Here is a 22446-nt window from a genome sequence, read left to right on the forward strand (position 1 = left end):
GGAGGCCGCGGTGGGAGTGGGTGGCAGGATGGACCGCATGGCTGATCAGACCCCCGACACCACCCCGGCCGCGACAGAGCTGTGGGTCGAGCGCACCGGCACCCGTCGCTACACCGGCCGCAGTTCGCGCGGCGCCGAGGTGCTGATCGGATCGGAGTCGGTCGAGGGTGTGTTCACGCCCGGTGAGCTGCTGAAGATCGCGCTCGCCGCGTGCAGTGGCATGAGTTCCGACGTGCCGCTCTCGCGGCGCCTCGGCGACAACTACGACGCCACGGTCCGCGTCTCGGGAGCCGCCGATCGTGAGAGCGAGGTCTACCCTCTCCTCGAGGAAGTCCTCGAGGTGGATCTGAGCGAACTGGATGCCGACGCGCAGCAACGACTGATCACCGTCGTCGAGAAGTCCATCGACAAGGTGTGCACGGTCGGACGTACCCTCAAAAACGGCACTGTCATTCGACTTTCGATCGAGACCGATTCGTGATCTGATAGGCGCCATGACTCTGTCCCGCGTTGCGATCGCCGGCGCGGTGGTGCTCGGCGTGATCGCCGGTGCGCCACTCGCGGCTGCACAGCCTGTTTCGGTCACGCCCCTGAACAGCCCGCCGAAGACACCGGTTCAGCCGACGCCGCTGCCAACCGTTACGGAGCAGCCCACGGCTACCCCCTCCGCCGACCTGCCCGGGCTCGTGCAGCCCGCACCGGTCGCCGATCCCGTGCCGGCAACCGGCACTACGTCGACGGCTGCCGCGACGACCACCCCGGCGTCGACCACGACTGCCGCACCGGCGCCCGCCTCGACTGCCCCTTCTGCTGCCACACCGGCATCGACTTCCACTGCTGCACCGGCTTCGACCACGACTGCTGCGCCTGCATCGACCGCCGCAGCTGCACCCGCGGCTCCGCAGGCCTGCGCGCCCTGGACCGTCAGCACCGTTGCGAGCGGTTTCGGCGTCCTGGAGAACCTCGCGTTCGACGGCGACGGCACGCTGTTGCTCTCGGAGACCGTCCCCTTCGGGGACGGCGCGATCCGCACGCTGACCCCGGCGGGTGAGAAGGGCACGCTCGTGTCCGATGTCGCGTCGCCCGGCGGCATCATCGTCGACGGCGACCGGGTGCTGTTCACCACCGGCAACAACGTGATGGCGGGCCTGTGGGGGAGCACCAACGGCACCGTCGAGTCGGTCGACCGTGACGGGGAGAACCGGACGACGATCACCGAGGGCCTCACCATGCCCAACGGTCTCGCGAAGCTCGACAACGGTGACCTCCTGGTCACGCACGCGTTCGGCGACGAGCCCGGACTGAGCCGCATCCCGGCGCTGCATCCGTCGGCACCGACGAAGGTGCGCACCGACATCGGTTCCGCCAACGGACTCTTCAGCACGGCCACCCAGGTCTACGTCGGCAACACCGTGGAGCGGTCCACCGAGGTGCACGTCCTCGACCCCGCCGACCTGACCGCTGAAGGCACCACCCTCACCCTGCCCGGAAGCGGCGCCACGAACGCGGGCGACGACTTGGTCGTCGACTCCGACGGACGCGTGTACATGGCACTGAACGGAGCGGGCAAGGTCGTCCGCGTCGACCCGGCCACCGGCGACAGCTGCGAGCTCGCAACCGATCTTCCCCTCACGTCGTCGGTTCGATTCGGTTCCGGCACCGGCTGGGACGCGACGTCGCTGTACACGACGAGCTTCGACGGCAGCGTGCACCGGCTGACGCCGCCGACGAACTGAGGTTCCGCGCGTGACCGATCGGGTCCGTCTCACCGCCTGGGTGCACGGCAGCGTGCAGGGGGTGGGTTTTCGCTGGTGGACTCGTTCGCGCGCACTGGAACTCGGTCTCGTCGGACATGCCACCAACCGGCCCGACGGACGCGTGCTCGTGATCGCCGAAGGCCCGCGCCCCGACTGTGAACGGCTGCTCGACCTCCTGAGGTCCGGTACGACGCCGGGCGTCGTCGACCTAGTGGTCGAGAGCTGGTCGGGCGCGGTGGGCGGGCTGGTCGGGTTCGTCGAGCGTTGACACTCTCTTTCGCGAACCTCCACTCGGGGCGAGTGGGGGTGGATGGTGCCGCGCGGCACGCGGTGACCTAGGGTCTGGTCCGATGTCGACACAGGAGGGGGTGGGTTCGATGGGGCCCGAGGAACAGCACCCAGGTGCCGAAGGTGGGAACGACGCGGGCGGCGACGACTCCGGTTCGGGTGCACAGCAGCCCGGTCGGATCCGCCGCCAGGAGCCCGGCGTGACCACGCCGCGCCCGCCCACTGTCGGCGAGGCCCGCGCCCGTGACAAGGCCCGCAAGGCCCGCGCGGAGCAGGCCCTCCTCGAGGCCGAACAGGCAGCCAAGGAAGAGGCGAAGCGCAAGACGCGGCGCAGGGCGATGATCGGAACCGTCGCCGTCGTCGGCGTGGTCGGGCTCGTCGCACTCGGCTACACCGTGCTGTCCTCGGACGAGGTGCGTGCGACCTGCATCGACCCGGAAACCGAGGTCGTGGTCGACGACTCGTACTGCTCCAGTGGATCTCCCAGCGGCGGCGGCATGTTCATCTACGCCGGCTCGTCGTACCGCTACTACTACGGCGGCAACGCCGGTGCGGTCGGCACCAAGGTCTCGGGCGGCACCATCGTCACCCCCAAGGGCGCCACCATCACCACGAAGTCGGGCACCACGATTCAGCGCGGCGGCTTCGGCAGCAAGTTCTCCGGAAGCACGGGTTCCTGACATGCGGAGAATTCGACAGCAGCCCCGGCCGGGTTGGCAGCAGACGGTGGCGAGCCAGGGCATGGTCTTCGGGACCCCGGCGCGCATGGCGGACGGCAGCGACCGGCCCTACTGGGACGAGTCCGTTCACTACGAGTTCGACATGGACGAGATCCTCGCGCTCGAAGCCGATGTCGAGTTGCTGCACTCGATGTGCCTGAACGCGGTGGAGCACGTCGTCCTCACCGAGCGCTACCGCGACTTCGGGTTGCCGGAGTGGACGTGGGAGCCGATCGCGCGGTCGTGGCAGCGGGGCGATCCGCACGTCTACGGCCGTTTCGACCTGCGTTACGACGCGCGGCGGCCCGCGAAGCTGCTCGAGTACAACGCCGACACACCCACCACCCTGCTCGAGGCGTCGATCCTGCAGTGGCACTGGTTGACCGACACCCATCCCGGTGACGACCAGTGGAACTCGCTGCACGAGAAGCTCGTCGAACGCTGGGCGCACATCCGCTCGCAGCTGCCCGGCAGCGAGCTGCACCTGTCGTGGTCGAGCGCCGACCTCAGCGGCGAGGACAACGTCACCGTCGCCTACATGCAGGAATGCGCTGCCGAGGCGGGATTCGACACTGTTGCCCTGGCGATCGAGGAGATCGGATTCGACGCCGATCTGCACCGGTTCGTGGATCTCGAGGAAGCTCCCATCTCGTCGCTGTTCAAGCTGTACCCGTGGGAGTGGATCCTCGACGACGACTTCGGTAGGCGCGCACTGGAACTGCTCCCCGAGACGCTCTGGATCGAACCGCTGTGGAAGGCGATCCTGAGCAACAAGGCGATTCTCGCGGTGCTGTGGGAGATGTATCCCGGCCACCCGAACCTGCTCCCCGCGTACATCGACGACCCGCACGAGCTGACCGAGTACGTGCGCAAACCGAAGCTCGGACGCGAGGGGGCGAACGTCTCGATCGTCGGCGCGGGCATGGACACCGCGACCGGTGGCATCTACGGCGAGGAGGGGTTCGTGTACCAACTCCTCGACCCGCTCCCCGAATTCGACGGCATGCGACCCGCGCTCGGTGCGTGGATCGTCGGTGACGAGGCGGCGGGCCTCGGTATCCGGGAAACCGCAGGGCTGGTCACCGACAACGGCGCCGCCTTCGTTCCGCACCGTATTCCCCAGTCCTGACGGCCAGTCCCCATCGTTTCGAACGAACGGAGCAACACCCATGACGACTGAGGTCGTAGCCCTCGCCAGCGACTACTGGTCCACCCTCGGTCGGGGAGTGTCCGCGATCGTGCTGTACGCGATCCTCGGCCTCGCGCTGATGGTCCTCGGTTTCTTCGCGATCGACTGGACCACTCCCGGCAAGCTGCGGGCACTTGTGCGGGCCGGGAAGCCGAACGCCGCGGTCGTCACGGCGTCCGGCATGGTCAGCATGGCCCTGATTGTGGTGCTGGCGATCTACGCGTCGTCCGGCCGCCTCGTCGAAGGCCTGATCTACAGCGCCGTCTACGGTCTCGTCGGCATTGCCGCGCAGGTGATCTCGGTGCGTCTGATCGAACTGGTCACCGCCATCGACATCGGCGAAGTCCTGTCCCGCGACAAGTTCACCCCCGACGTTCTCGTCGTCGCCGCCGCGCACCTCGCACTCGGACTGGTCGTCGCGGTAGCGATCCTGTAATCCGGGATCGCTACCGCGACCCCACGACCTCCTGGATCGTGTCGGCGTCGGGGAGTCCGCGCGGGACGGTGTCGCCGTCGAAGAACGCGGGCTCCCGGCGCTGCCACCACCACATCAGCGGAAGGCCGGCGAGCATCGATCCGACGCCGAGCAGGAACACGCCGCCCACCTGCCAGTGCGGTGCGAACGGCAGCGTCCAGTACGTCTCGCCGTAGTCCGCGGCGAACGACGTCACCGCGGTCCACCCGGCCGCGAACAGCAGCATCACGCCGCCGACCGCGGGCAGGATCACGCGCAGCCACAACGCCCGCGCACCCTGACGCACCGAGTCACGGAACAGCCAGGCGCACGCGACACCGGTCATGCCGTAGTAGAACCCGACGGCGATTCCGATCGCGGCGACCGAGTCGTAGATCAGGTCGCCCGCGGCGATGAAGTTGAACGCGATGTACAGCGCCGCCGACACCCCGCCCATCGCGAGCGTCGACACCGTCGGGGTGAGGTATCGGGGGTGCACCGTCGCGAACGACGCGGGCAGCGCCTTGAACACGCCCATCGACAGGGTCGTGCGGGCGGTCGGCAGGATGGTGGTCTGCGTCGACGCGACCGCCGACGTGAGGATCATCAGCAGCAGGACGTGCACGAGCAGCACGCCGATCGGGCCCTCTCCGAACACGGCAGTGCCGAGCGCGGCGAAGAAGTCGTCGAAGTGTTCCGGATTCGCCAGGCCGGAGCCCTCCTCGCTGACACCGGCGAACGACTGCGCCGCCACGGTCACCAGGACGTACAGCGACACGAGGACGATGGTCGAGATCACCGCGGACTTGCCCGGGGTACGGCGCGAATCCACGGTTTCCTCGTTGACGGAGACCACGGAGTCCCAGCCCCAGTAGATGAAGACCATCAGCAGGATCGCGTTGACGAAGGTCGAGAACGAACCGATCTCGAACGGGTTGAACCAACTCCACTCCGGCGTCAACGCCGCGTCACCCGCCCGGCCCAACCACACCCGCACCAACGCGACCACCGCGAACACCACCAGTGCCACGAATTCGACGGTGAGCAGAACCGACTGGATCCGCGCGGACAGTTCGATACCGCGGAAGCAGAGCCACGTCATCATCACCATGAACGCGACGCCGAGCGTCAGGACGGCGATGTGCGTCGGATCGTGGCCGATTCCGTCGGCACCGAACAGCAGGAACGTGTACTGGCCTGCGACCTGCGCCATGCTCGCCATCACCAGGACGTCCGCGACCACGATCGCCCAGCCGCTCATCCAGCCCCACGCAGGTCCGAACGCTCGGGCCGCCCAGACGAAGGTCGTTCCGCAGTCCGGGTCGACCCGATTGAGTTGCTGATAGCCGAAGGCGGCGAACAGGATCGGGATGAATGCCAGCAGTGCGATCACCGGTGCCTGCAGGCCGACCGCTGCCACCACCAGGCCGAGGGTCGCGGCGATGCTGTACGCCGGGCCCGCCGACGCGACACCGATCACGACACTCGAGGTCAGGGTCAGCGCTCCCGACCTCAGTCCTTTCTCGGGGACGCCGGTCGCCGTACGTTCTGCGGTCGTCGCCGCCTCATCGATCACCGGCGGGATGATAGTCGGTCGCGACTGGCGGTCTCGCCACGGTTGGAGGAGGCTGAGACCGTCCACCGGCTGCCGTCACGGCCCGGAGCAGCCATGTCGCAATCCTTCGAGTCGCGATCGAGGAGCAGGCTATGACCACCGTCACCGCGAACCAACCGCTCGGCACCCCCACCTGGATAGACCTGGGCATCCCCGACCTGGAGCTGGCGATGTCGTTCTACGGATCGGTGTTCGGTTGGGAGTTCGACGTCGGACCCGAAGAGTTCGGCCGCTACACGATGTGTCTGCTCCGTGGAAAGAAGGTGGCGGCGCTGATGCCCGTCGATGCGGAGACGTCGACGGCGTACTGGTGGAACGTCTATCTCGCCACCGACGACGTCGACGACACCACCGCCAAGTGCCGCGCACTCGGCGCCGAACCGCTCGCCGAGCCGATGCAGATCGCCGACCAGGGGTCGATGTCGATCCTGCGCGACCCGTCCGGTGCCCAGTTCGGGCTGTGGCAGGGCGCCGCCCACGTCGGCTGCGAACTGGTCAACGAACCCGGTGCCCTGCTGCGCAACGACCTCGTCACGACCGATCCCGTCGCCGCCCGCAGCTTCTACTCGACCGTCTTCGGGTTCACCCTCGACGGCAACGACGAGTTGCCGGGTGTCGACTTCACCTTCCTGCGCAGGCCGGACGGCCACGAGGTGGGGGGCATCATCGGTGACCCGCAGGTCGCCGCGTCCTCGTGGGGAACGCTGTTCCAGGTCGAGGACGCCGACCGCGCCGTCGCCGCGGCTCGCGGAGCCGGCGGCACCGCGGAGGACGCCACGAACATGAAGTACGGGCGGACCGCGGAGATCACCGACCCGTTCGGCGCGACGTTCACGGTCGGCGCGCCGCTGCCGGGGGTTCAGGAGGCGTAGCGCGCGACCGCAATCGCGGGATCCGTCGGTGCGGTGCCGTAATCTAAGCCGCTGTGCACCTCAAGAGTCTGACGCTGAAGGGATTCAAGTCCTTTGCCTCCGCGACGACTCTGCGGTTCGAACCCGGCATCACCTGCGTCGTCGGGCCCAACGGGTCCGGGAAGTCGAACATCCTCGACGCGCTGACCTGGGTGATGGGTGAGCAGGGCGCGAAGGCGCTGCGCGGCGGCAAGATGGAGGACGTCATCTTCGCCGGCACCGCGGGCCGCGCCGCGCTGGGGCGTGCCGAGGTCACCCTGACGATCGACAACACCGACGGCGCCCTGCCGATCGAGTACTCCGAGGTGTCGATCACGCGTCGCATGTTCCGCGACGGTGCGGGCGAGTACGAGATCAACGGGACGTCGTGCCGGCTGATGGACGTGCAGGAGCTGCTGTCCGATTCGGGCATCGGCCGCGAGATGCACGTCATCGTGGGGCAGGGCAGGCTGTCCGCCATTCTCGAGTCCCGGCCGGAGGACCGCCGGGCGTTCATCGAGGAGGCCGCGGGCGTTCTCAAGCACCGCAAACGCAAGGAAAAGGCCGTCCGCAAGCTCGATTCGATGCAGGCGAACCTGGCGCGGCTGACGGACCTGACGACGGAACTGCGCCGCCAGCTGAAGCCGTTGGGCCGGCAGGCCGAGGTGGCGCGCCGCGCCGCGACCGTGCAGGCCGACCTGCGTGACGCCCGGCTGCGGCTCGCCGCCGACGATCTGGTGACGAAGCGGACCGAGCTCGCGACCCAGACCGAGAACGAAGCCGTCATCCGGGCCCAACAGGAACACGTGCAGGCCGAACTCGAGGCGGCCTCCGCGGAACTGGGCGCCCACGAGCAGGCCCTCGCCCGGCTGACACCGGGAGCCGAAGCGGCGGGGCAGACGTGGTTCCGGCTCTCCGCACTGGCCGAGCGGGTCGGTGCGACGGTGCGGATCGCCACCGAACGTGCGCGGCACCTCGACAGCGATCCGGTCGGTCAGCGGGGACAGGACCCCGACCAGCTCGAGGCCCAGGCCGACCGCGTCGCCGCCGAGGAACTGGAACTGCAGGAGGCCGTGGAGATCGCGCGCGCGACCCTCGACGCCGCCAAGGAAACGCTCACCGACTACGAGGAGGCCGCGTCCGCGGCGGAGCGCGCCCACCTCGCCGCGGTCCGGGCCGTCGCCGACCGCCGCGAGGGGCTCGCGCGCCTGTCCGGGCAGGTCGACACGCTGCGCACCCGCGCAGACTCCGTGGACGCCGAGGTGGCTCGGCTGACCCTCGCAATCGACGACGCCCGCGCGCGGGGCGATGCCGCACAGGCCGAGTTCGAGTCGGTGCAGGAGCGGATCGACGAACTCGACGCGGGCGAACTGGGTCTCGACTCCCACCACGAACGGTCCGTCGTCGCACTCGACGCCGCCAAGGCCCGGGTCACCGAACTGCAGGACGCGGAGCGGGCAGCAGGTCAGGAGGTCGCGTCGCTGCGGGCCCGCATCGACGCTCTCGCCATCGGACTGCAGCAGAAGGACGGTGCGGCGTGGTTGCTCGAGCACCGCTCCGAGGATGGACTCGCAGGGTCCCTCGCCGCCCGGCTGAGTGTCACCGCGGGATACGAGGCGGCCATCGCCGCCGCGCTCGGACCGGCGGCCGAGGCCGTCGCGGCCGAGTCCCTCGCCGACGCCCGGGCCGCGGTCTCCGCGTTGGGGCAGGCCGACGCCGGACGGGCCGCGGTCGTCGTGTCGGGTGCACCGGTTGCGGAACCGCCGAGCGGGTACACCCTGCCGTCGGGTGCACGTCCTGCGCTCGACGTCATCACCTTCCCCGACTCCATGCGGGGCGCACTGGTCGCGCTGCTCGGCACGATCGCCGTCGTCGACGATCTCGATGTTGCGGCGGAAATCGTTGCGGCGCAACCGCAGTGGCGTGCCGTGACGCGAACCGGCGACCTCGCGGGCAACGGCTGGGTGATCGGCGGGTCCGACCGCAAACCGTCGACACTCGAGGTGCAATCCGCGATCGAGCAGTCCACGGTCGCGCTCGCCGACGCGGAACGACGGTCCGAAGACCTCACTGCAGCGCTGTCCGGGGCACTCGCCGAACGCGAGGACCGTGCGGAGACGGCCGAGCACGCCCTCGCCGCCCTGCACGAATCGGACGCGGCGATGTCCGCGATCTACGAGCAGCTCGGCCGTCTCGGGCAGGTCGCGCGGGCGGCGCACGCCGAATCCGACCGGCTCGCCGCGCAACGCACCGCCGCGGAAACCGGTCGTGAGGAGTCGATCACCGCGCTGCGTGAACTCGAGGAGCGCCTTTCCCTCGCGCAGAACGAGCAATCCGGTGTCGCGACCGACTCCGGAACCGACAGCGCCGAACGCGAAGCCGCCGCGGCGGCCCTCGCCGAAGCGCGCGCCGTCGAGGTGGAGTCGCGGCTGACCCTGCGCACCGCGGAGGAACGTGCCGACTCGGTGCGTGGCAAGGCCGACTCGCTGCGCCGCGCCGCTCACGCCGAGCGGGAGGCCCGCGCCCGCGCCGAACGCGCACTCGCCGCCCGCAAGAACGCCGCCGCGGTCGCCGCCGCCGTCGCGGAATCGGGTGCGAAGGTCGCCGCGCACCTCGACACCGTCGTCGCCGCGGCACTCGCGCATCGCGACGAACTGACCCGGCACCGCACCGAACGCACCCAGCAGGTCGAGACGGTCAAGGAACGGGTCCGCCAGTACACCGGGCAGCTCGCGTCGCTGACCGATGCCGTGCACCGCGACGAGGTCGCCCGCGCCCAGGCCGCGACCCGCATCGAGCAGCTCGAGGCCGTGATCTTGGAGCAGCACGGCATGGCCCTCGACGACTTGATCGCCGAGTACGGGCCGGATGTCCCGTTGCCGCCGTCCGAACTCGAGCTCGCCGAGTACGAGCAGGCACGCGAGCGCGGCGACACCGTCGTCGCGCCCACCGCCATGCTCTACGACCGGGCCACCCAGGAGCGCCGCGCCAAGCGGGCGGAGAAGGATCTCGCGACACTGGGCAAGGTCAATCCCCTTGCACTCGAGGAGTTCGCGGCGCTGGAGGAGCGATACAACTTCCTCTCCACCCAGCTCGAGGACGTCAAGAACGCTCGGAAGGACCTGCTCGGTGTCGTCGCCGACGTCGACGCTCGCATTCTGCAGGTGTTCACGGAGGCGTGGCTGGACGTCGAACGCGAGTTCGTCGGGGTGTTCTCGAAGCTGTTCCCCGGCGGCGAGGGTCGGCTCGTGCTCACGGACCCGTCCGACATGCTCACCACCGGCATCGAGGTGGAGGCGCGCCCGCCGGGCAAGAAGGTCAAGCGGCTGTCGCTGCTGTCGGGCGGCGAGAAGTCGCTGACCGCCGTCGCGATGCTGGTCGCGATCTTCCGGGCCAGGCCATCGCCGTTCTACGTCATGGACGAGGTCGAAGCGGCGCTCGACGACACCAACCTGCGCCGGCTCATCGGACTGTTCGAGCAGCTGCGCGAGAAGTCGCAGCTGATCGTCATCACGCACCAGAAGCCGACGATGGAGATCGCCGATGCACTGTACGGCGTGAGCATGCGCGGTGACGGCATCACGCAGGTGATCTCGCAGCGGCTGCGCGGCCACACCCTCGCGCCCGAGCCCGCCCCTGCTCAGCCCTGACCGCGGCGGCGAACCTCCCTGCGCTCCACCGAATGTGGCGTTCAGTCACGTGAATGACTGAACGCCACATTCGGTCGAGAAAGTGGGCTGACCGGGTTATCCGAGCTTGCGCAGGTCGGGGTAGTTGGTCAGCTCCCAGCCTCCGTCGACGACCAGGCTCGCGCCGGTGATGTAGCTGGCGTCGTCGCTCGCGAGGTAGAGGCACGGCCCGGCGATCTCTTCGGGTGTTGCCGGCCGCGCCGCCGGGATGCGCTCGAGGAACATCTCCTTCGCCGGTTCGTAGGCCATGACCGGGGCGACGAGCGGGGTGTCGACGAGGCCGGGCAGGACCGCGTTGACGCGGATGCCGTCGGGTGCCAACTCGACCGCGGCGGTCTTGCTGAACATCACCACGCCCGCCTTGCCCGTGGAATAGGGGCTGCCCGCGGGCATCGGGACGACGGCGTTGAGGGACGACACGTTCACGATGGCGCCGCCGCGGCCGGACGCGCGGATGTGCCGGGCCTCGTGCTTGGTGCACAGGAACACGCCCTTCTGCACCAGATCGACCGTGAAGTCCCAGTCGGCCTCGTCGAGGTCGACGATCGCCCCGACCCGTGACGCACCCGCGACGTTGAACGCCAGGTCGATTCGACCGAACCGTTCCGCCGCGGCGGCGACGGCCGCCTCGACCTCCGCCTCCACGGTCACATCGGCCGGGGTGGGCAGGAAGGCGTCGCCGTACTCGCCCGCCATGCGGTCGAGGGCGTCCTTCGCGACGTCGAGTCCCGCAACGGTCGCGCCCTCGGCGAGCAGTCGAGCGGTGATCGCCTCACCGATGCCCGACGCGGCGCCGGTGACCACTGCGGTCTTACCCGCAAACCGATCGCTCATGTGTGAATCTCCGTTCCCGGTTGGGTTGTCGTTGTGGTGCAGAGGTGTTCGCTACGTGGTGCTGGAGCGGAGGAACTCACCGGTCCGACGCCTCCCGAGGACGGGCGCGGCCTCGCCGTCACCGAACACGTACTCGCCGCCCACGAACACCGCCGTCACCGTCGCGTCGTTGCGGTTGACCATGCGGGACAGGTTGTCGAATTCGGCGATCGGGTTCTCCGAGTACGTCTCGAGCGATTCGTCGAGTCGGTCGGGGTCGATCACGACCAGGTCGGCGCGGTCACCCTCGCGCAGGTGCCCGGCGTCGAGGCCGTACCAGTCGGCGAGTTCCCCGGTGAGGCGGTGCACCGCGTGTTCCACGGTGACGAACGGCTGACCGGCGCGTTGCGCATCGCGGACACGGCGCAGGAATCGCAGTCCGTAGTTGTAGAACGCCATGTTCCGCAGGTGGGCGCCCGCGTCGGAGAAGCCGAGCTGCACACCGGGATCCGCGGCGAGCGTGTTCAACACCTCGGGCCGGTGGTTCGAGATCGTGGTCCGCCAGCGCACCTTGGAGCCGTACTCGACGACGAGGTCGAGGAACGCGTCGACGGGATGGACGCCGCCGCGGTCGACCCCGACCTGACCGAACGTCTTGCCGATCACCGACTCGTCGGGGCACTCTACGATCTCGGCGTCGAAGAAGTCGCGATGCCACACGCGCGGCCCGTACTTCTTGTCGTAGTCCTTGCGGAACCGCCTGCGATACCCCTCGTCGGCGAGCAGTGCGCGCTGCTCGTCGATCTGATTGGACAGGTGCAGTGCCGCCGCACCGGACCCGAACTCCTCGAACACGGGCAGGTCGATGCCGTCCGAGTACACCTCGAACGGCACCGGCAGGTGCTGCCATCGGAAGTCGCCGCCGAGCCGGTTGATCACCTTCGCCATCACCGGGAAGATGTGCACCACCGCGGGAATGGCCTTGACGTCGGCCGCGGAGAGCAGGCTGACCTTCAGGCGAGGCCGCCCGATCCCGAGGCTGCTCAGCGCCATCGAGAACATGCTCTGTGGGCGCGCCACGTCCGGTCCGCCCTGCAGTGCCCGGCCGCGGCGCCGCAGGATCGCGTTGAGCCTGCGGCGTTCCTTGCGGCCCGCGTAGGTCGACGGGAGCGTGCGCGAGCGGCAGACCTCGCCGTCGAGTTTGTCGAACAGCAACTGCTGCGACGACATTCCGACGAAGCCGGCGTCGAGTGCCTCGGTGAGCTGGGCCTCCATCGTCGCGAGCTCGGACTCGGTCGGACGGACCTCCTTGCGGGTCGCCCTGTCCAGACCCATGAGCGCCGACCGGATGTCGGAGTGCCCGATGAACGCCGCGACGTTCGGGCCGAGTGGCCGGTCTTCGAGCGCCGTGACGTACTCGCGCGCCGACGTCCAGGTCTTGGCGCTCTCGAGCGCGTCGACGACGTGCCTGCGGGGGATGGCCTCGACCCGGCCGAACAGGTCGCCCGCGTCGGACGGACCGACGTGCACCGTGGAGAGTGAACACGATCCGACGAACACCGTCGTCACACCGTGTCGCACCGACTCGGTCAGCTCCGGGCGGAGCAGAACCTCGACGTCGTAGTGGGTGTGGATGTCGAGGAAGCCCGGCATCACCCACTTTCCGGCCGCGTCGACCACCCGGGGGCAGTCGGTGGCGTCGAGTGGCGCAGCCGAGACCGACACCACCCGGCCGCCTCGGATGCCGAGGTTACGTACCTCGGGTCGAGCTCCGGTTCCGTCGAACCAGAGTCCGTTCTCGACGATCGCGTCGTACGTCATTGGAAGATCACTTCCCTTTCAGCGCAGTGTGTTCGGGCTCGAGGCGGTCAAACGACGATCAGGGTACGGATCGCCTTCCCAGTGGCGTTGCGGGGTAGCGGTTCGTCGGTGAGCCGCCACCGGGTCGGGACCTTGAAGTAGGCGAGGCGGTCCGCGGTGAACGCCTGCAGATCGGCCTCGGTCACGGAGTGTCCCGGCCGGGTCACGACCAGTGCCGTGACCTCCTGTCCGAGGTCGGGGTGCTCGGCGCCGACGACGGCGCACTCGGCCACCGCCGGATGCTCGTCGAGACACTGCTCGATCTCGACCGGGTAGACGTTCTCCCCGCCGCGCAGGATCAGGTCGGAGCGGCGGCCGGTCAGGCGAACCATGCCGTTCTCGATCACCCCGAAATCGCCCGTCCGCAGCCACCGGTCGGCGGTGATGGCGGCGGCCGTGGCGGCCTCGTCGTTCCAGTAGCCGAGCATCACGTACGGGCTGCGGACGCAGATCTCGCCCTCGATGCCGTCGGCCACCGGATGTCCGAGCGGGTCACGGATTTCCGCCGTGACTCCGATGATCGGCTTGCCGAGCGTCCCGGGGTGCGCCTGCAGATCGAGCGGACTCGCGACCGACACCGCGGTGCTGCACTCGGTGAGCCCGTAGCTGTCCACCAGCGCATTCGCCGCGAAGGGGAGCTTGTCCCGGAGGCGCTGCTGGAATGCGGGCGACGACGGCGCGGAGGCGAGGGCGAACGAGGTCAGCGACGACAGGTCGTAGCGCGAGAGGTCCTCGTGCTCGAGCAATCGGTTCGCCATCGTGGGCACCGCACCCCAGTTGGTCACGCGTTCGCGTTCGATCAGCCCCAGCGCCCGATCGGCATCGAACGAGCCCTGGTAGATCACCACCGCGCCGCCGGTCGCCAGCCGCGGGACCACGAGGTTGTGCAGGCTGGCGATGTGGAACAGCGGCGAGGTCAGCAGGTACCGCAGGTTGCTCGGCGCCGTCGAGTTCGGGTCGCCACCGGTGAACGCCGCGAGCAGCGCGTCGCTGTAGCGGTGGTAGTCGATGACCGCGAGCAGGTTGCGGTGCGAGTGCACGGCGCCCTTCGGTCGGCCACTGGTGCCGCTCGTGTAGAGGATCACCGCGGGATCGTCCTCGGCCACAGACACATCCGGGCGTTCGGCGCCGGCGTGCTCCGCGATGAGACGGGGGAGGTCGTCCTCCATCGTCAGCACCGGGATGTCGACGTCGAGGCCGTCCAGCAGCGCGGCGCGCTTGGCGTCGACGATCAGGACCGCGGGCCGGGTGTGCGTGAGTCCGTACTCGATCTCGCGCGGCACCCACCAGGCGTTGAAGCCGACGGCGATCGCGCCGAGGGCCTGCGCGGCCCAGAACGAGACCACCCACTCGGGGGTGTTGGCGGCCAGGATGCCGATCCGGTCGCCCGGCTCGACGCCGTACTTCTCGCGCAGTGCCGTCGCGAGGGCGTAGGCGGCCGCGCCGTGTTCGGCGTAGCTCAGCCGACGGTCCTCGGTGACCAGGTAGTCGCGGTCACCGTAGGCGAGGGAGGCCGCGAGGACGTCGCCGAGCGAGCGGTCCCGGGTCTTCATCACCGGGATCTCGGCGCCGAGCACCGTCTCGGGCACGAGCTCGAATCGCTTGCCGGGCCCGGTGAGTCCGGCCGTCACGGTCGCGATGTAGGCCTGGAGGTCAAAGGAATCTGTCACGGTCGTTCCTCTCGATCGTGGTGGTGGTCAGGGGACGAGGACCGCGCGACCGCGGATCTGCCCGGACTCGAGACGGTCCAGAGCGGTCCGGGCGTCGGCGAGGTCGAACCGTTCCACTTCGACGGTGAGCCGCCCCGAATTCGCCAGTGCGATCGAGTCGACGAGGTCGCTCCTGGTGCCGCCGTACGACTTCCGGACGGACGCGCCCCACGGCCAGCCCGGGCCGCCGGCCGGTTCGGCCGTCACACCGGGGACTCCGCCGCCGAGGCCGATCATTCGGTAGGCGCCGTTCGGTGCCACGGACGCCACCGACATCTGCGCGGTCGCGTCGATCCCGACGAAGTCGAACACCGCGTCGGCTCCGCGTCCGTCGGTGAGGTCGAGGATCTGCTTGGCTGTGTCGGAACCGGATTCGATCGTGATCTCGGCGCCGCATCGCTTCGCGAGGTCCAGCTGCGTCTCGCCGACGTCGACCGCGACGATCCGGGTGGCACTGAGCGCGCCGAGGATCTGCACGGCGACGTGTCCGAGCCCGCCGACACCGATCACAACGGCGGTCGAGCCGGGATGCAGATGCTCCCTGGCTCCCCGGATCGCGTGATAGCTGGTGAGGGCGGCATCGGCCATCGGTGCCGCCTGGAGGAAGTCCAGGTCGCCGATGGGAACGAACGAGCGTGCCGGGACCCGGACGTACTCGGCCATACCGCCGTCCGGGCCGAGCCCGGGGCACGGCGGCATCGCCGTCCGGCCCGCGGCCAGGCAGACGTTCTCGTTGCCCGCGATGCACTCCCGGCAGACACCGCACGACCAGCACAGGTACACGATCCCGCGCTCGCCGACCACGCGCCCGTCGACCTCGGAGCCCATGGCCTCGACGGTGCCGGCGATCTCGTGGCCGAGGGTGAGCGGTTCCTCGCGCATCTTGTACGGGAAGTGCAGCAGGTGCAGATCCGAATGGCAGATCCCGGCCGCGCCGACCCGGATCAGCAGGTCGGACGGGCCGATTTCCGGCACCGGGACCTCGCGGACCTCGAGGACGCCGGGGTCGGTCAGTTGCAGTGCCCGCATCACGCCACCGCCCCGAAGGCCGCGCCGAGGTAGGCGTCCGCGCGGTCGGATCCGATCAACCCCGGTGCCATCCTGTTCATCGCGTACGCGAAGGTGATGCCGCGGTCGAGGTCGTTGACGACGAACGATCCGCCCACGCCAGCCCACCAGCAGACCCGGCCGTCGGGGACGGCGGGCGCCGTTTGCGCGTGCGGCAGCCCGTACCCGATGCCGAACCGCAGGGGGGTCAGGATCCCGAGGTCGATACCGTCGGCCTGCTGCCGGAAGATGGCGTCGACGGTGTCCGGTGACAGCCAGGTCTTGCCGTCGAGCACGCCGCCACCGGAGACGATCGACTGCAGCCGCGCAATGGAACGTGCGTTGCCGTGACCGTTGACCGCCCCGATCTCGGCCTGCCGCCACTCCGGGTCGGAGGTGCGTTCGTAGTCGAGCAGGGGACAGGTCAGCGTCTTGACCAGGATGCTGTCCTGGTCGAGGGTTGCCATGTCGAACTCGACGGCGGGCGGCGGGACCAGCGGTGCGATGCGGGCGAAATACTCCGGGCCGGTACCGATGTGGAAGTCGGCTCCGAGGGGGCCCGCCAACTCGTCGGCGAAGAACCGGCCGAGCGTCCGGCCGTCGATGCGCCGGATCACCTCACCGACCAGGTGGCCGTAGTTGAGTGCGTGGTAGCCCGACGCGGTGCCCGGCTCCCACCAGGGCGCCTGCGATGCCAGCCGCGCGACGGCGGAGTCGTGGTCGTAGATGTCGGCGAGTTCCATGGGACGCTCCCAGCCGGAGACACCCGACGTGTGCGAGAGCAGGTGCCGGATCTCGATGTCCGCCTTGCCGTTCGCTGCGAACTCCGGCCAGTAGTGGGCCACCTTCTCGTCCAGGTCCAGCAGCCCGCGGTCCACCAGGAGTAGCGCGCTGAGCGCGGTCATCGTCTTGGTGATGGAGAAGACGTTGACGATGGTGTCCTCGGTCCACGGTGTGGTCCGGTCCTGGTCGGTGTGCCCGCCCCAGATGTCGACGACGGGTTCGCCGTCGACGGTCACGCAGATGGATGCGCCGAGTTCCTCACCGGACTCGAGCTGCTTCTCCAGCGCATCGCGAACCGGTTCGAAGCCGTCCGCGCAGAATCCCTCTGTCGTTGCCATGTGTCGGTTCCTCACACCTTCTGCAGCGCACGGGCCGGGACGGGCAGTGTGTATCCCGCGGCCTGGGCCCGCTTGCCGCCGTCGACGATTTCCTTCTTCAGATTCCGCACGTACGGATCGAACTCGCACTGGATGGTGTGGCGCGGGGAGTCGTAGTAGGGGCCGAGGTAGTACTTCTCGTCGGCGGCGAGGACGGATTGCATCTCGGTCGGTGAGGGCGGCAGGTACTTGCCCGCCAGGTAGGCGGCGACGAGCTTGCTCTGCTGCTCGGCGAAGTTCACCAGTGTCGGCATCGGCTGCGCGAGGCCCATGAAGAAGAGGTTGTCGATGCCCGGCTTCATCATGCGCTTGAACAGCGGGAAGCGGTTCTTGGCGTCGGGCAGGAGGTTCGGATCAGTGAAGAAAGGGAAGCTGATGTGGTAGCCGGTGGCGCAGACGATGACGTCGACGTCCTCGGTGCTTCCGTCGGCGAAGCGCACCTGCTTGCCTTCCAGCGCGGTGATTGCGGGCTTGAACGCGATGTCACCGGAACCGGCCTTGCCGAGGAACTCGCCGCTCGCGGACGGGTGCGCCTCGAAGGGCTGATGGTCGGGCTTGGGCAGGCCGTAACCCTCCATGGGGCCGAGGTTCTTGTTGAGGAAGCGTCGCTTGAGAGCGAGGCCGATCGGGCGGGGAATCCACGCGGGCATCGTCATCTTGTCGCCCGCCACGCCCTTCAGGTACTTGGGCAGCACCCAGACGCCGCGGCGCGCCGAGACCGTCAGCTTCTTGGCGAGAAACCGCTGCGAGAGTTCGGACGCGATGTCGAGGCCGGAGTTGCCCATTCCCACCACCACGACGTTCTTGCCGCGCATGTCGATCGGGTCGAACGGGTCGTTGTACTCGTGGCTGTGGATCAGGGTGCCGTCGAACTGTCCGGGGTAGTCCGGGGTGTTCGGGTCCCAGTGGTGCCCATTGCACACGATCAGAGCGTCGTAGGCGCGCGTCTCGCCCGTTGACAGGGTGATCGTCCACAGTCCGTCCGGGCCGCGTTCGGCATGGTCCACGGAGGTGTTGAAGGTGATCTTGTCCCGCAGGCCGAAATGCGCGACGTAGTCCTTGAAGTACTGGAACAGCAGCGAGTGGTGCGGGAAGTCGGGCCACTCGGCGGGAACCGGGAAGTCCTCGAACGCCAGCCGCCACTTCGAGGTGTCGATGTGCAGGCTCTGGTAGCAGGCCGACATGCCGTTCGGGTTCTTGTAGTACCAGTTGCCGCCGACCTCGTCGGATGCCTCGAAGCAGTCGAACGGGACGCCGTGGTCCTGCAACCGTTTGGCGGTGGTGATCCCGGATGGGCCTGCGCCGATGATGCAGACCTTCGGCGGTGTCGTGGTGTCCATGGTGTTCGTCCTTCTGCGCGTGGTGGTGGCCGTGCTCCGGTCGGCGGCGATGGGCGGGCCGAATGAGCAGCCGCAAATGTGACCTAGGCCATACCTTAGCGTTCGCTGACGCACTGTCAAGTGAAAATCGGGACGTCTTGTGAAAGTCGTTGCGCTCAGTGAATGGGCAGAAGGTAGCCTTGGGCGCATGGTGGACACGGCAGACAAGCCCCGGCAGCGACGGGGCACACTGCGGGACGAGCAGAAGCGGGCCACGCGGGCGCGCCTCGTCGAGTCCGCGCGCACCCTGTTCAGCGACCGGGGATACGCCGCCGTCACCGTCGACGACATCGCCACCGACGTCGGCTGCAGCAGGGCGACGTTCTATCTGCACTTTCCGTCGAAGGTGGACGTGCTGAAGGCGCTCAGCAACGAGGACATGGCGCTGAGCACGCTGGCGGTGTATCAGGACCTGGATCGGGTTCTCGAGACCGGCTCACGCGCCGAGTTCACCGACTGGGTCACCCGGGCCATCGACTGGTTCCAGCAGCACCGCGAGATGCTTTCGGCCTGGGACCAGGCGACCGTCCTCGAGCCGGACATGCAGGCCATCGCCCGCGAGGGCATGCTCGCGCTCCCCAACGTGATGACGAACTACCTCGAACGCTGGCCAGAAGGCCGCCGCGACGAGGCCCGTCTGCGCATCGAACTGCTGAGCACCCAGCTCGAACGGTTCTTCACCCGCTGGGCGATGCAGGGCACCATCGACGCGTCCGCCGAACTGGCGGCCGAAGTGCTCACCGACATCTGGTTTCCGGCGCTCGCCGCCCCGGCCGCGGACTGATCGCCTGCGCACCGTGTCGCACCGCTCGCCCGTCGCCTGAGAGGATGGGCCGGTGACTACCGGAGCTTGGATCGCAATCGCCGCCGTACTGGCCGTCCTCATCGTCGCGCTCGTCGCGGGCACGGTGCTGTACCGGAAGCGGCAGGTCAGCCTGACGCCGAAATCCGAGCAGCCCGAGGCTATCGGCGAGGCGAAGGACCGATCGGGTGGCTACAAGTCGGCGGGCGGATTCAGTTTCAGTCAGGGTGCGACGGACACCGCGCCACCGAAGCCGCGACCGGAACCGGTGACGCCGAAGGTTGTCGAGAAGCCGATCGCAGAGAAGCCGCCGGTCGAGGAGCCGCCGGTCGTCGAAGAGTCGGCCGCGGCGGTTCCCGAGGTCACGGCGCCGCCGGTAGTCGAACCCGAGGTTGCGGAGCCCGAGGTCGTAGCGCCCGAGGTCGTGGCGCCCGAGGTCGTCGAACCGGAGAAGCCCGAGCCGGTCGTCGCCGAGCCGGAGAAGCCCGAGCCGGTCGTCGCCGAGCCGGAACCGGAAGCAGCTCCCGAGCCCGAGCCGGTTGTCGAAGCTCCTGCCATCGAGGAGATCGCCCCCACCGCGGGCCGCCTGGACCGGCTCCGCGGCCGGCTGTCGCGCTCGCAGAACGCGGTCGGCAAGTCGCTGCTCGGTCTGCTCGGCGGCGGTGACCTCGACGACGACTCCTGGGAGGAGATCGAGGACACGCTGATCATCGCGGACCTGGGAAGTGCGGTCACCGAGGAAGTGGTCGGCAAGATGCGCGCCGAGGTGGCGGCGGGCGGCGTCAAGACGGAGGCGCAGGCGCGGGAGATGCTGCGCCGCGTGCTGATCGAGGCGTTGCACCCGGAGATGGATCGGTCGATCCGGGCGTTGCCGCACGGCTCGACGCCGGGCGTCCTGCTCGTCGTCGGCGTCAACGGCACCGGCAAGACCACCAGCACGGGCAAGCTCGCGCGCGTGCTCGTCGCGGACGGTCGCCGCGTGCTGCTCGGGGCCGCGGACACGTTCCGCGCGGCGGCGGCGGACCAGTTGCAGACATGGGCGGAGCGCGTCGGGGCCGAGGTCGTGCGGGGCGCCGAGGGCGCCGATCCGGCGGCGATCGCGTTCGATTCGGTGTCCAAGGGCATCGAGACCGGCGTCGACGTCGTCATCGTCGACACGGCAGGACGTCTGCACACCAAGACGGGTCTGATGGACGAGTTGGGCAAGGTGAAGCGGGTCGTCGAGAAGCGGGCCAAGGTCGACGAGGTTCTGCTGGTGCTCGACTCCACGATCGGCCAGAACGGACTCGTGCAGGCGCGGGTGTTCGCGGAGGTCGTCGACATCACCGGAGTGGTGCTCACGAAGCTCGACGGCACCGCGAAGGGCGGCATCGTCTTCCAGGTGCAGCACGAGCTCGGTGTGCCCGTGAAACTGGTGGGTCTCGGTGAGGGTGCCGACGACTTGGCGCCCTTCGAGCCGGACGCTTTCGTCGACGCGCTGCTCGGCTGATCGGGCCTTCGGCAGGAGTGGTGCCCGTGGACATCACGGGCACCGCACCACACCGGTTCCATTTCCGAAACCTGAAAGCAACAGAGTTCCAGGATTCGTTCACTCGGGCGAAACACCCGAGTGTCACAAGTGAAACACCGGATTAGCACTCTTCTTCTCGAGTCGTAAAGCCGCGAGCACGCGGGGCGACCGAAGGAGGAGGAGCAAGGTGGATTTCCCGACTATCGGAGCGCCCGACGCCGGCGACACCGCGTGGATGCTGACCAGCGCCGCGCTCGTGTTGCTGATGACGCCGGGTCTCGCGTTCTTCTACGGCGGCATGGTTCGCGCGAAGAACGTCCTGAACATGATCATGATGAGCATCGGTGCAATGGGTGTCGTCGGGGTCATCTGGGCCCTGTACGGCTATTCGATGGCCTTCGGCGAAGACAAGGGCGGGGTGATCGGTGACCCGTTCCAGTTCTTCGGCCTCAAGGGCCTGATCGGCGGCTCCTACCTCGCGGACGCCGACACCGGCGCCGCAGCGGCGATCCCGCTCGTCGGGACCATTCCGGCCACCGTGTTCGTTGCGTTCCAGGCGATGTTCGCGATCATCACCGTCGCGCTGATCTCCGGCGCCGTCGCCGACCGCCTGCGCTTCGGGCCGTGGCTCCTGTTTGCAGGACTCTGGGCGACGATCGTGTACTTCCCTGTCGCGCACTGGGTGTTCTCCTTCGACGGTGTGACCGCCGAGAACGGCGGCTGGATCGCCAACCAGCTCAAGGCGATCGACTTCGCCGGCGGCACCGCCGTTCACATCAACGCCGGTATCGCCGGCCTGGTTCTCGCGCTGGTCCTCGGCAAGCGCCGCGGATGGCCGACGACGCCCTTCCGCCCCCACAACCTGCCGTTCGTCATGCTCGGCGCTGCGCTGCTGTGGTTCGGTTGGTTCGGCTTCAACGCCGGTTCGGCAGTGGGCTCCAACGGAATCGCGGGCGTCACCTTCATCACGACCCTCGTCGCCACCGCCGCCGCCATGCTGGCCTGGCTCCTCGTCGAGCGCATCCGTGACGGCCACGCCACGACGCTCGGTGGTGCTTCGGGCATCGTCGCAGGCCTCGTCGCGATCACCCCGTCCTGCTCCTCGGTGAACATCCTCGGAGCGCTCGCCATCGGTGTCGCAGCCGGTGTGCTGTGCGCCCTCGCAGTCGGACTGAAGTACCGCTTCGGATTCGACGATTCGCTCGACGTCGTCGGTGTTCACCTCGTCGGCGGCATCGTCGGCACCCTGATGGTCGGACTCGTCGCCACCTCGGAGGCCCCCGCGGCCGTCGACGGCCTGTTCTACGGCGGCGGAGTCGACCAGCTGTGGCGCCAGGCGGTCGGAGCCGGTGCGGTCCTGCTGTACTCGCTGGTCGCGACCACGATCATCGCGCTGATCGTGAAATACACGATCGGACTTCGGGCCAGCAATGAGGCTGAGGCCCGTGGCCTGGACGATACTGAGCACGCTGAGAACGCATACGACTTCGTCGCACTCGGTGGAGTCTCGGCAGGTTCGGCAAACTCGGCACCGGTCCGCTCGTCCGTCAGGGAGGCATGAAAGT

At 68.7% G+C, this 22446-nt stretch carries 18 protein-coding genes; 11 read left to right on the top strand and 7 right to left on the bottom strand.

Features of this window, described 5'->3' with window-relative positions; all coding sequences use genetic code 11:
- The first annotated feature begins 37 nt into the window (after nucleotides 1–37).
- The 6 genes from RHCRD62_RS23080 (at nucleotide 38) to RHCRD62_RS23105 (ending at nucleotide 4389) form a co-directional block, all read left to right on the top strand.
- On the top strand, nucleotides 38–481 hold the full coding sequence (locus RHCRD62_RS23080) for an OsmC family protein (protein ID WP_050067095.1): 444 nt from the start codon (nucleotides 38–40) through the stop codon (nucleotides 479–481).
- 13 nt (nucleotides 482–494) lie between these two features.
- Complete coding sequence (locus RHCRD62_RS23085; RefSeq protein WP_253277450.1) at nucleotides 495–1736, top strand: SMP-30/gluconolactonase/LRE family protein; 1242 nt, start codon at nucleotides 495–497, stop codon at nucleotides 1734–1736.
- A 10-nt stretch (nucleotides 1737–1746) separates the two neighbouring features.
- Nucleotides 1747–2025: an acylphosphatase gene (locus RHCRD62_RS23090; protein WP_050067097.1), complete on the top strand. Its 279-nt coding sequence runs from the start codon at nucleotides 1747–1749 to the stop codon at nucleotides 2023–2025.
- Nucleotides 2026–2224: 199 nt separating this feature from the next.
- Entirely contained in the window at nucleotides 2225–2725 is a 501-nt protein-coding gene (locus RHCRD62_RS23095; protein WP_172671129.1) for a hypothetical protein, read from the top strand.
- Nucleotide 2726: 1 nt separating this feature from the next.
- Nucleotides 2727–3893 (top strand): glutathionylspermidine synthase family protein, encoded by a 1167-nt coding sequence (locus RHCRD62_RS23100; RefSeq protein ID WP_050067098.1) that lies wholly within the window; start codon nucleotides 2727–2729, stop codon nucleotides 3891–3893.
- 40 nt (nucleotides 3894–3933) lie between these two features.
- Nucleotides 3934–4389, top strand: coding sequence for a DUF350 domain-containing protein (locus tag RHCRD62_RS23105; RefSeq protein ID WP_050067099.1), 456 nt, complete (start codon nucleotides 3934–3936; stop codon nucleotides 4387–4389).
- Between the two features lie 10 nt (nucleotides 4390–4399).
- Here the strand turns inward: RHCRD62_RS23105 and RHCRD62_RS23110 are convergent, their stop codons facing one another.
- On the bottom strand, nucleotides 4400–5983 hold the full coding sequence (locus tag RHCRD62_RS23110; RefSeq protein WP_050067100.1) for an APC family permease: 1584 nt from the start codon (nucleotides 5981–5983) through the stop codon (nucleotides 4400–4402).
- 131 nt (nucleotides 5984–6114) lie between these two features.
- On the opposite strand from RHCRD62_RS23110, the gene RHCRD62_RS23115 reads away from it, so the two are divergent.
- Both RHCRD62_RS23115 and smc read left to right on the top strand, forming a co-directional pair.
- Entirely contained in the window at nucleotides 6115–6894 is a 780-nt protein-coding gene (locus tag RHCRD62_RS23115; RefSeq protein WP_050067101.1) for a VOC family protein, read from the top strand.
- Nucleotides 6895–6947: 53 nt separating this feature from the next.
- Complete coding sequence (gene smc, locus RHCRD62_RS23120) at nucleotides 6948–10562, top strand: chromosome segregation protein SMC (protein ID WP_050067102.1); 3615 nt, start codon at nucleotides 6948–6950, stop codon at nucleotides 10560–10562.
- Between the two features lie 96 nt (nucleotides 10563–10658).
- Here the strand turns inward: smc and RHCRD62_RS23125 are convergent, their stop codons facing one another.
- From RHCRD62_RS23125 to RHCRD62_RS23150, 6 genes are read right to left on the bottom strand one after another with little or no spacing between them, the layout of a single operon-like run.
- Nucleotides 10659–11435, bottom strand: a complete 777-nt coding sequence (locus RHCRD62_RS23125) for an SDR family NAD(P)-dependent oxidoreductase (RefSeq protein ID WP_050067103.1) — start codon at nucleotides 11433–11435, stop codon at nucleotides 10659–10661.
- A 51-nt stretch (nucleotides 11436–11486) separates the two neighbouring features.
- Nucleotides 11487–13235: an N-acyl-D-amino-acid deacylase family protein gene (locus RHCRD62_RS23130; protein ID WP_050067104.1), complete on the bottom strand. Its 1749-nt coding sequence runs from the start codon at nucleotides 13233–13235 to the stop codon at nucleotides 11487–11489.
- 47 nt (nucleotides 13236–13282) lie between these two features.
- The gene (locus RHCRD62_RS23135; RefSeq protein ID WP_050067105.1) at nucleotides 13283–14944 is read right to left on the bottom strand and encodes a steroid-24-oyl-CoA synthetase; all 1662 of its coding nucleotides are present in this window, start codon (nucleotides 14942–14944) and stop codon (nucleotides 13283–13285) included.
- A 27-nt stretch (nucleotides 14945–14971) separates the two neighbouring features.
- A complete protein-coding gene (locus RHCRD62_RS23140) occupies nucleotides 14972–16012 on the bottom strand; it encodes an NAD(P)-dependent alcohol dehydrogenase (protein ID WP_050067243.1) in 1041 nt (346 codons plus the stop codon).
- Nucleotides 16012–17151, bottom strand: a complete 1140-nt coding sequence (locus RHCRD62_RS23145) for a serine hydrolase domain-containing protein (RefSeq protein ID WP_050067106.1) — start codon at nucleotides 17149–17151, stop codon at nucleotides 16012–16014. Before RHCRD62_RS23145 ends, RHCRD62_RS23140 begins: the two co-directional genes overlap by 1 nt.
- An 11-nt stretch (nucleotides 17152–17162) precedes the next feature.
- A complete protein-coding gene (locus tag RHCRD62_RS23150) occupies nucleotides 17163–18530 on the bottom strand; it encodes a flavin-containing monooxygenase (protein WP_050067107.1) in 1368 nt (455 codons plus the stop codon).
- 187 nt (nucleotides 18531–18717) lie between these two features.
- On the opposite strand from RHCRD62_RS23150, the gene RHCRD62_RS23155 reads away from it, so the two are divergent.
- The 3 genes from RHCRD62_RS23155 to RHCRD62_RS23165 all read left to right on the top strand — a co-directional run bounded on the left by RHCRD62_RS23155 (nucleotide 18718) and on the right by RHCRD62_RS23165 (nucleotide 22442).
- Nucleotides 18718–19353, top strand: coding sequence for a TetR/AcrR family transcriptional regulator (locus tag RHCRD62_RS23155; protein WP_050067108.1), 636 nt, complete (start codon nucleotides 18718–18720; stop codon nucleotides 19351–19353).
- Nucleotides 19354–19405: 52 nt separating this feature from the next.
- Nucleotides 19406–20860 carry a signal recognition particle-docking protein FtsY gene (gene ftsY / locus RHCRD62_RS23160; protein WP_050067109.1) on the top strand — a complete coding sequence of 485 codons (1455 nt, stop codon included), beginning with the start codon at nucleotides 19406–19408 and terminating at the stop codon, nucleotides 20858–20860.
- Nucleotides 20861–21068: 208 nt separating this feature from the next.
- A complete protein-coding gene (locus RHCRD62_RS23165; protein WP_050067110.1) occupies nucleotides 21069–22442 on the top strand; it encodes an ammonium transporter in 1374 nt (457 codons plus the stop codon).
- The last annotated feature ends 4 nt before the right edge of the window (nucleotides 22443–22446 follow it).

It is taken from the genome of Rhodococcus sp. RD6.2, from assembly GCF_001040705.1.
Taxonomy (GTDB): Bacteria; Actinomycetota; Actinomycetes; order Mycobacteriales; family Mycobacteriaceae; genus Rhodococcus_G.

Coding starts and splice junctions, on each gene's coding strand:
- RHCRD62_RS23080 (WP_050067095.1), top strand. CDS start 38: ATGGCTGATCAGACCCCCGACACCACCCCGGCCGCGACAGAGCTGTGG.
- RHCRD62_RS23085 (WP_253277450.1), top strand. CDS start 495: ATGACTCTGTCCCGCGTTGCGATCGCCGGCGCGGTGGTGCTCGGCGTG.
- RHCRD62_RS23100 (WP_050067098.1), top strand. CDS start 2,727: ATGCGGAGAATTCGACAGCAGCCCCGGCCGGGTTGGCAGCAGACGGTG.
- RHCRD62_RS23105 (WP_050067099.1), top strand. CDS start 3,934: ATGACGACTGAGGTCGTAGCCCTCGCCAGCGACTACTGGTCCACCCTC.
- RHCRD62_RS23115 (WP_050067101.1), top strand. CDS start 6,115: ATGACCACCGTCACCGCGAACCAACCGCTCGGCACCCCCACCTGGATA.
- RHCRD62_RS23125 (WP_050067103.1), bottom strand. CDS start 11,435: ATGAGCGATCGGTTTGCGGGTAAGACCGCAGTGGTCACCGGCGCCGCG.
- RHCRD62_RS23130 (WP_050067104.1), bottom strand. CDS start 13,235: ATGACGTACGACGCGATCGTCGAGAACGGACTCTGGTTCGACGGAACC.
- RHCRD62_RS23140 (WP_050067243.1), bottom strand. CDS start 16,012: ATGCGGGCACTGCAACTGACCGACCCCGGCGTCCTCGAGGTCCGCGAG.
- RHCRD62_RS23145 (WP_050067106.1), bottom strand. CDS start 17,151: ATGGCAACGACAGAGGGATTCTGCGCGGACGGCTTCGAACCGGTTCGC.
- RHCRD62_RS23150 (WP_050067107.1), bottom strand. CDS start 18,530: ATGGACACCACGACACCGCCGAAGGTCTGCATCATCGGCGCAGGCCCA.
- RHCRD62_RS23155 (WP_050067108.1), top strand. CDS start 18,718: ATGGTGGACACGGCAGACAAGCCCCGGCAGCGACGGGGCACACTGCGG.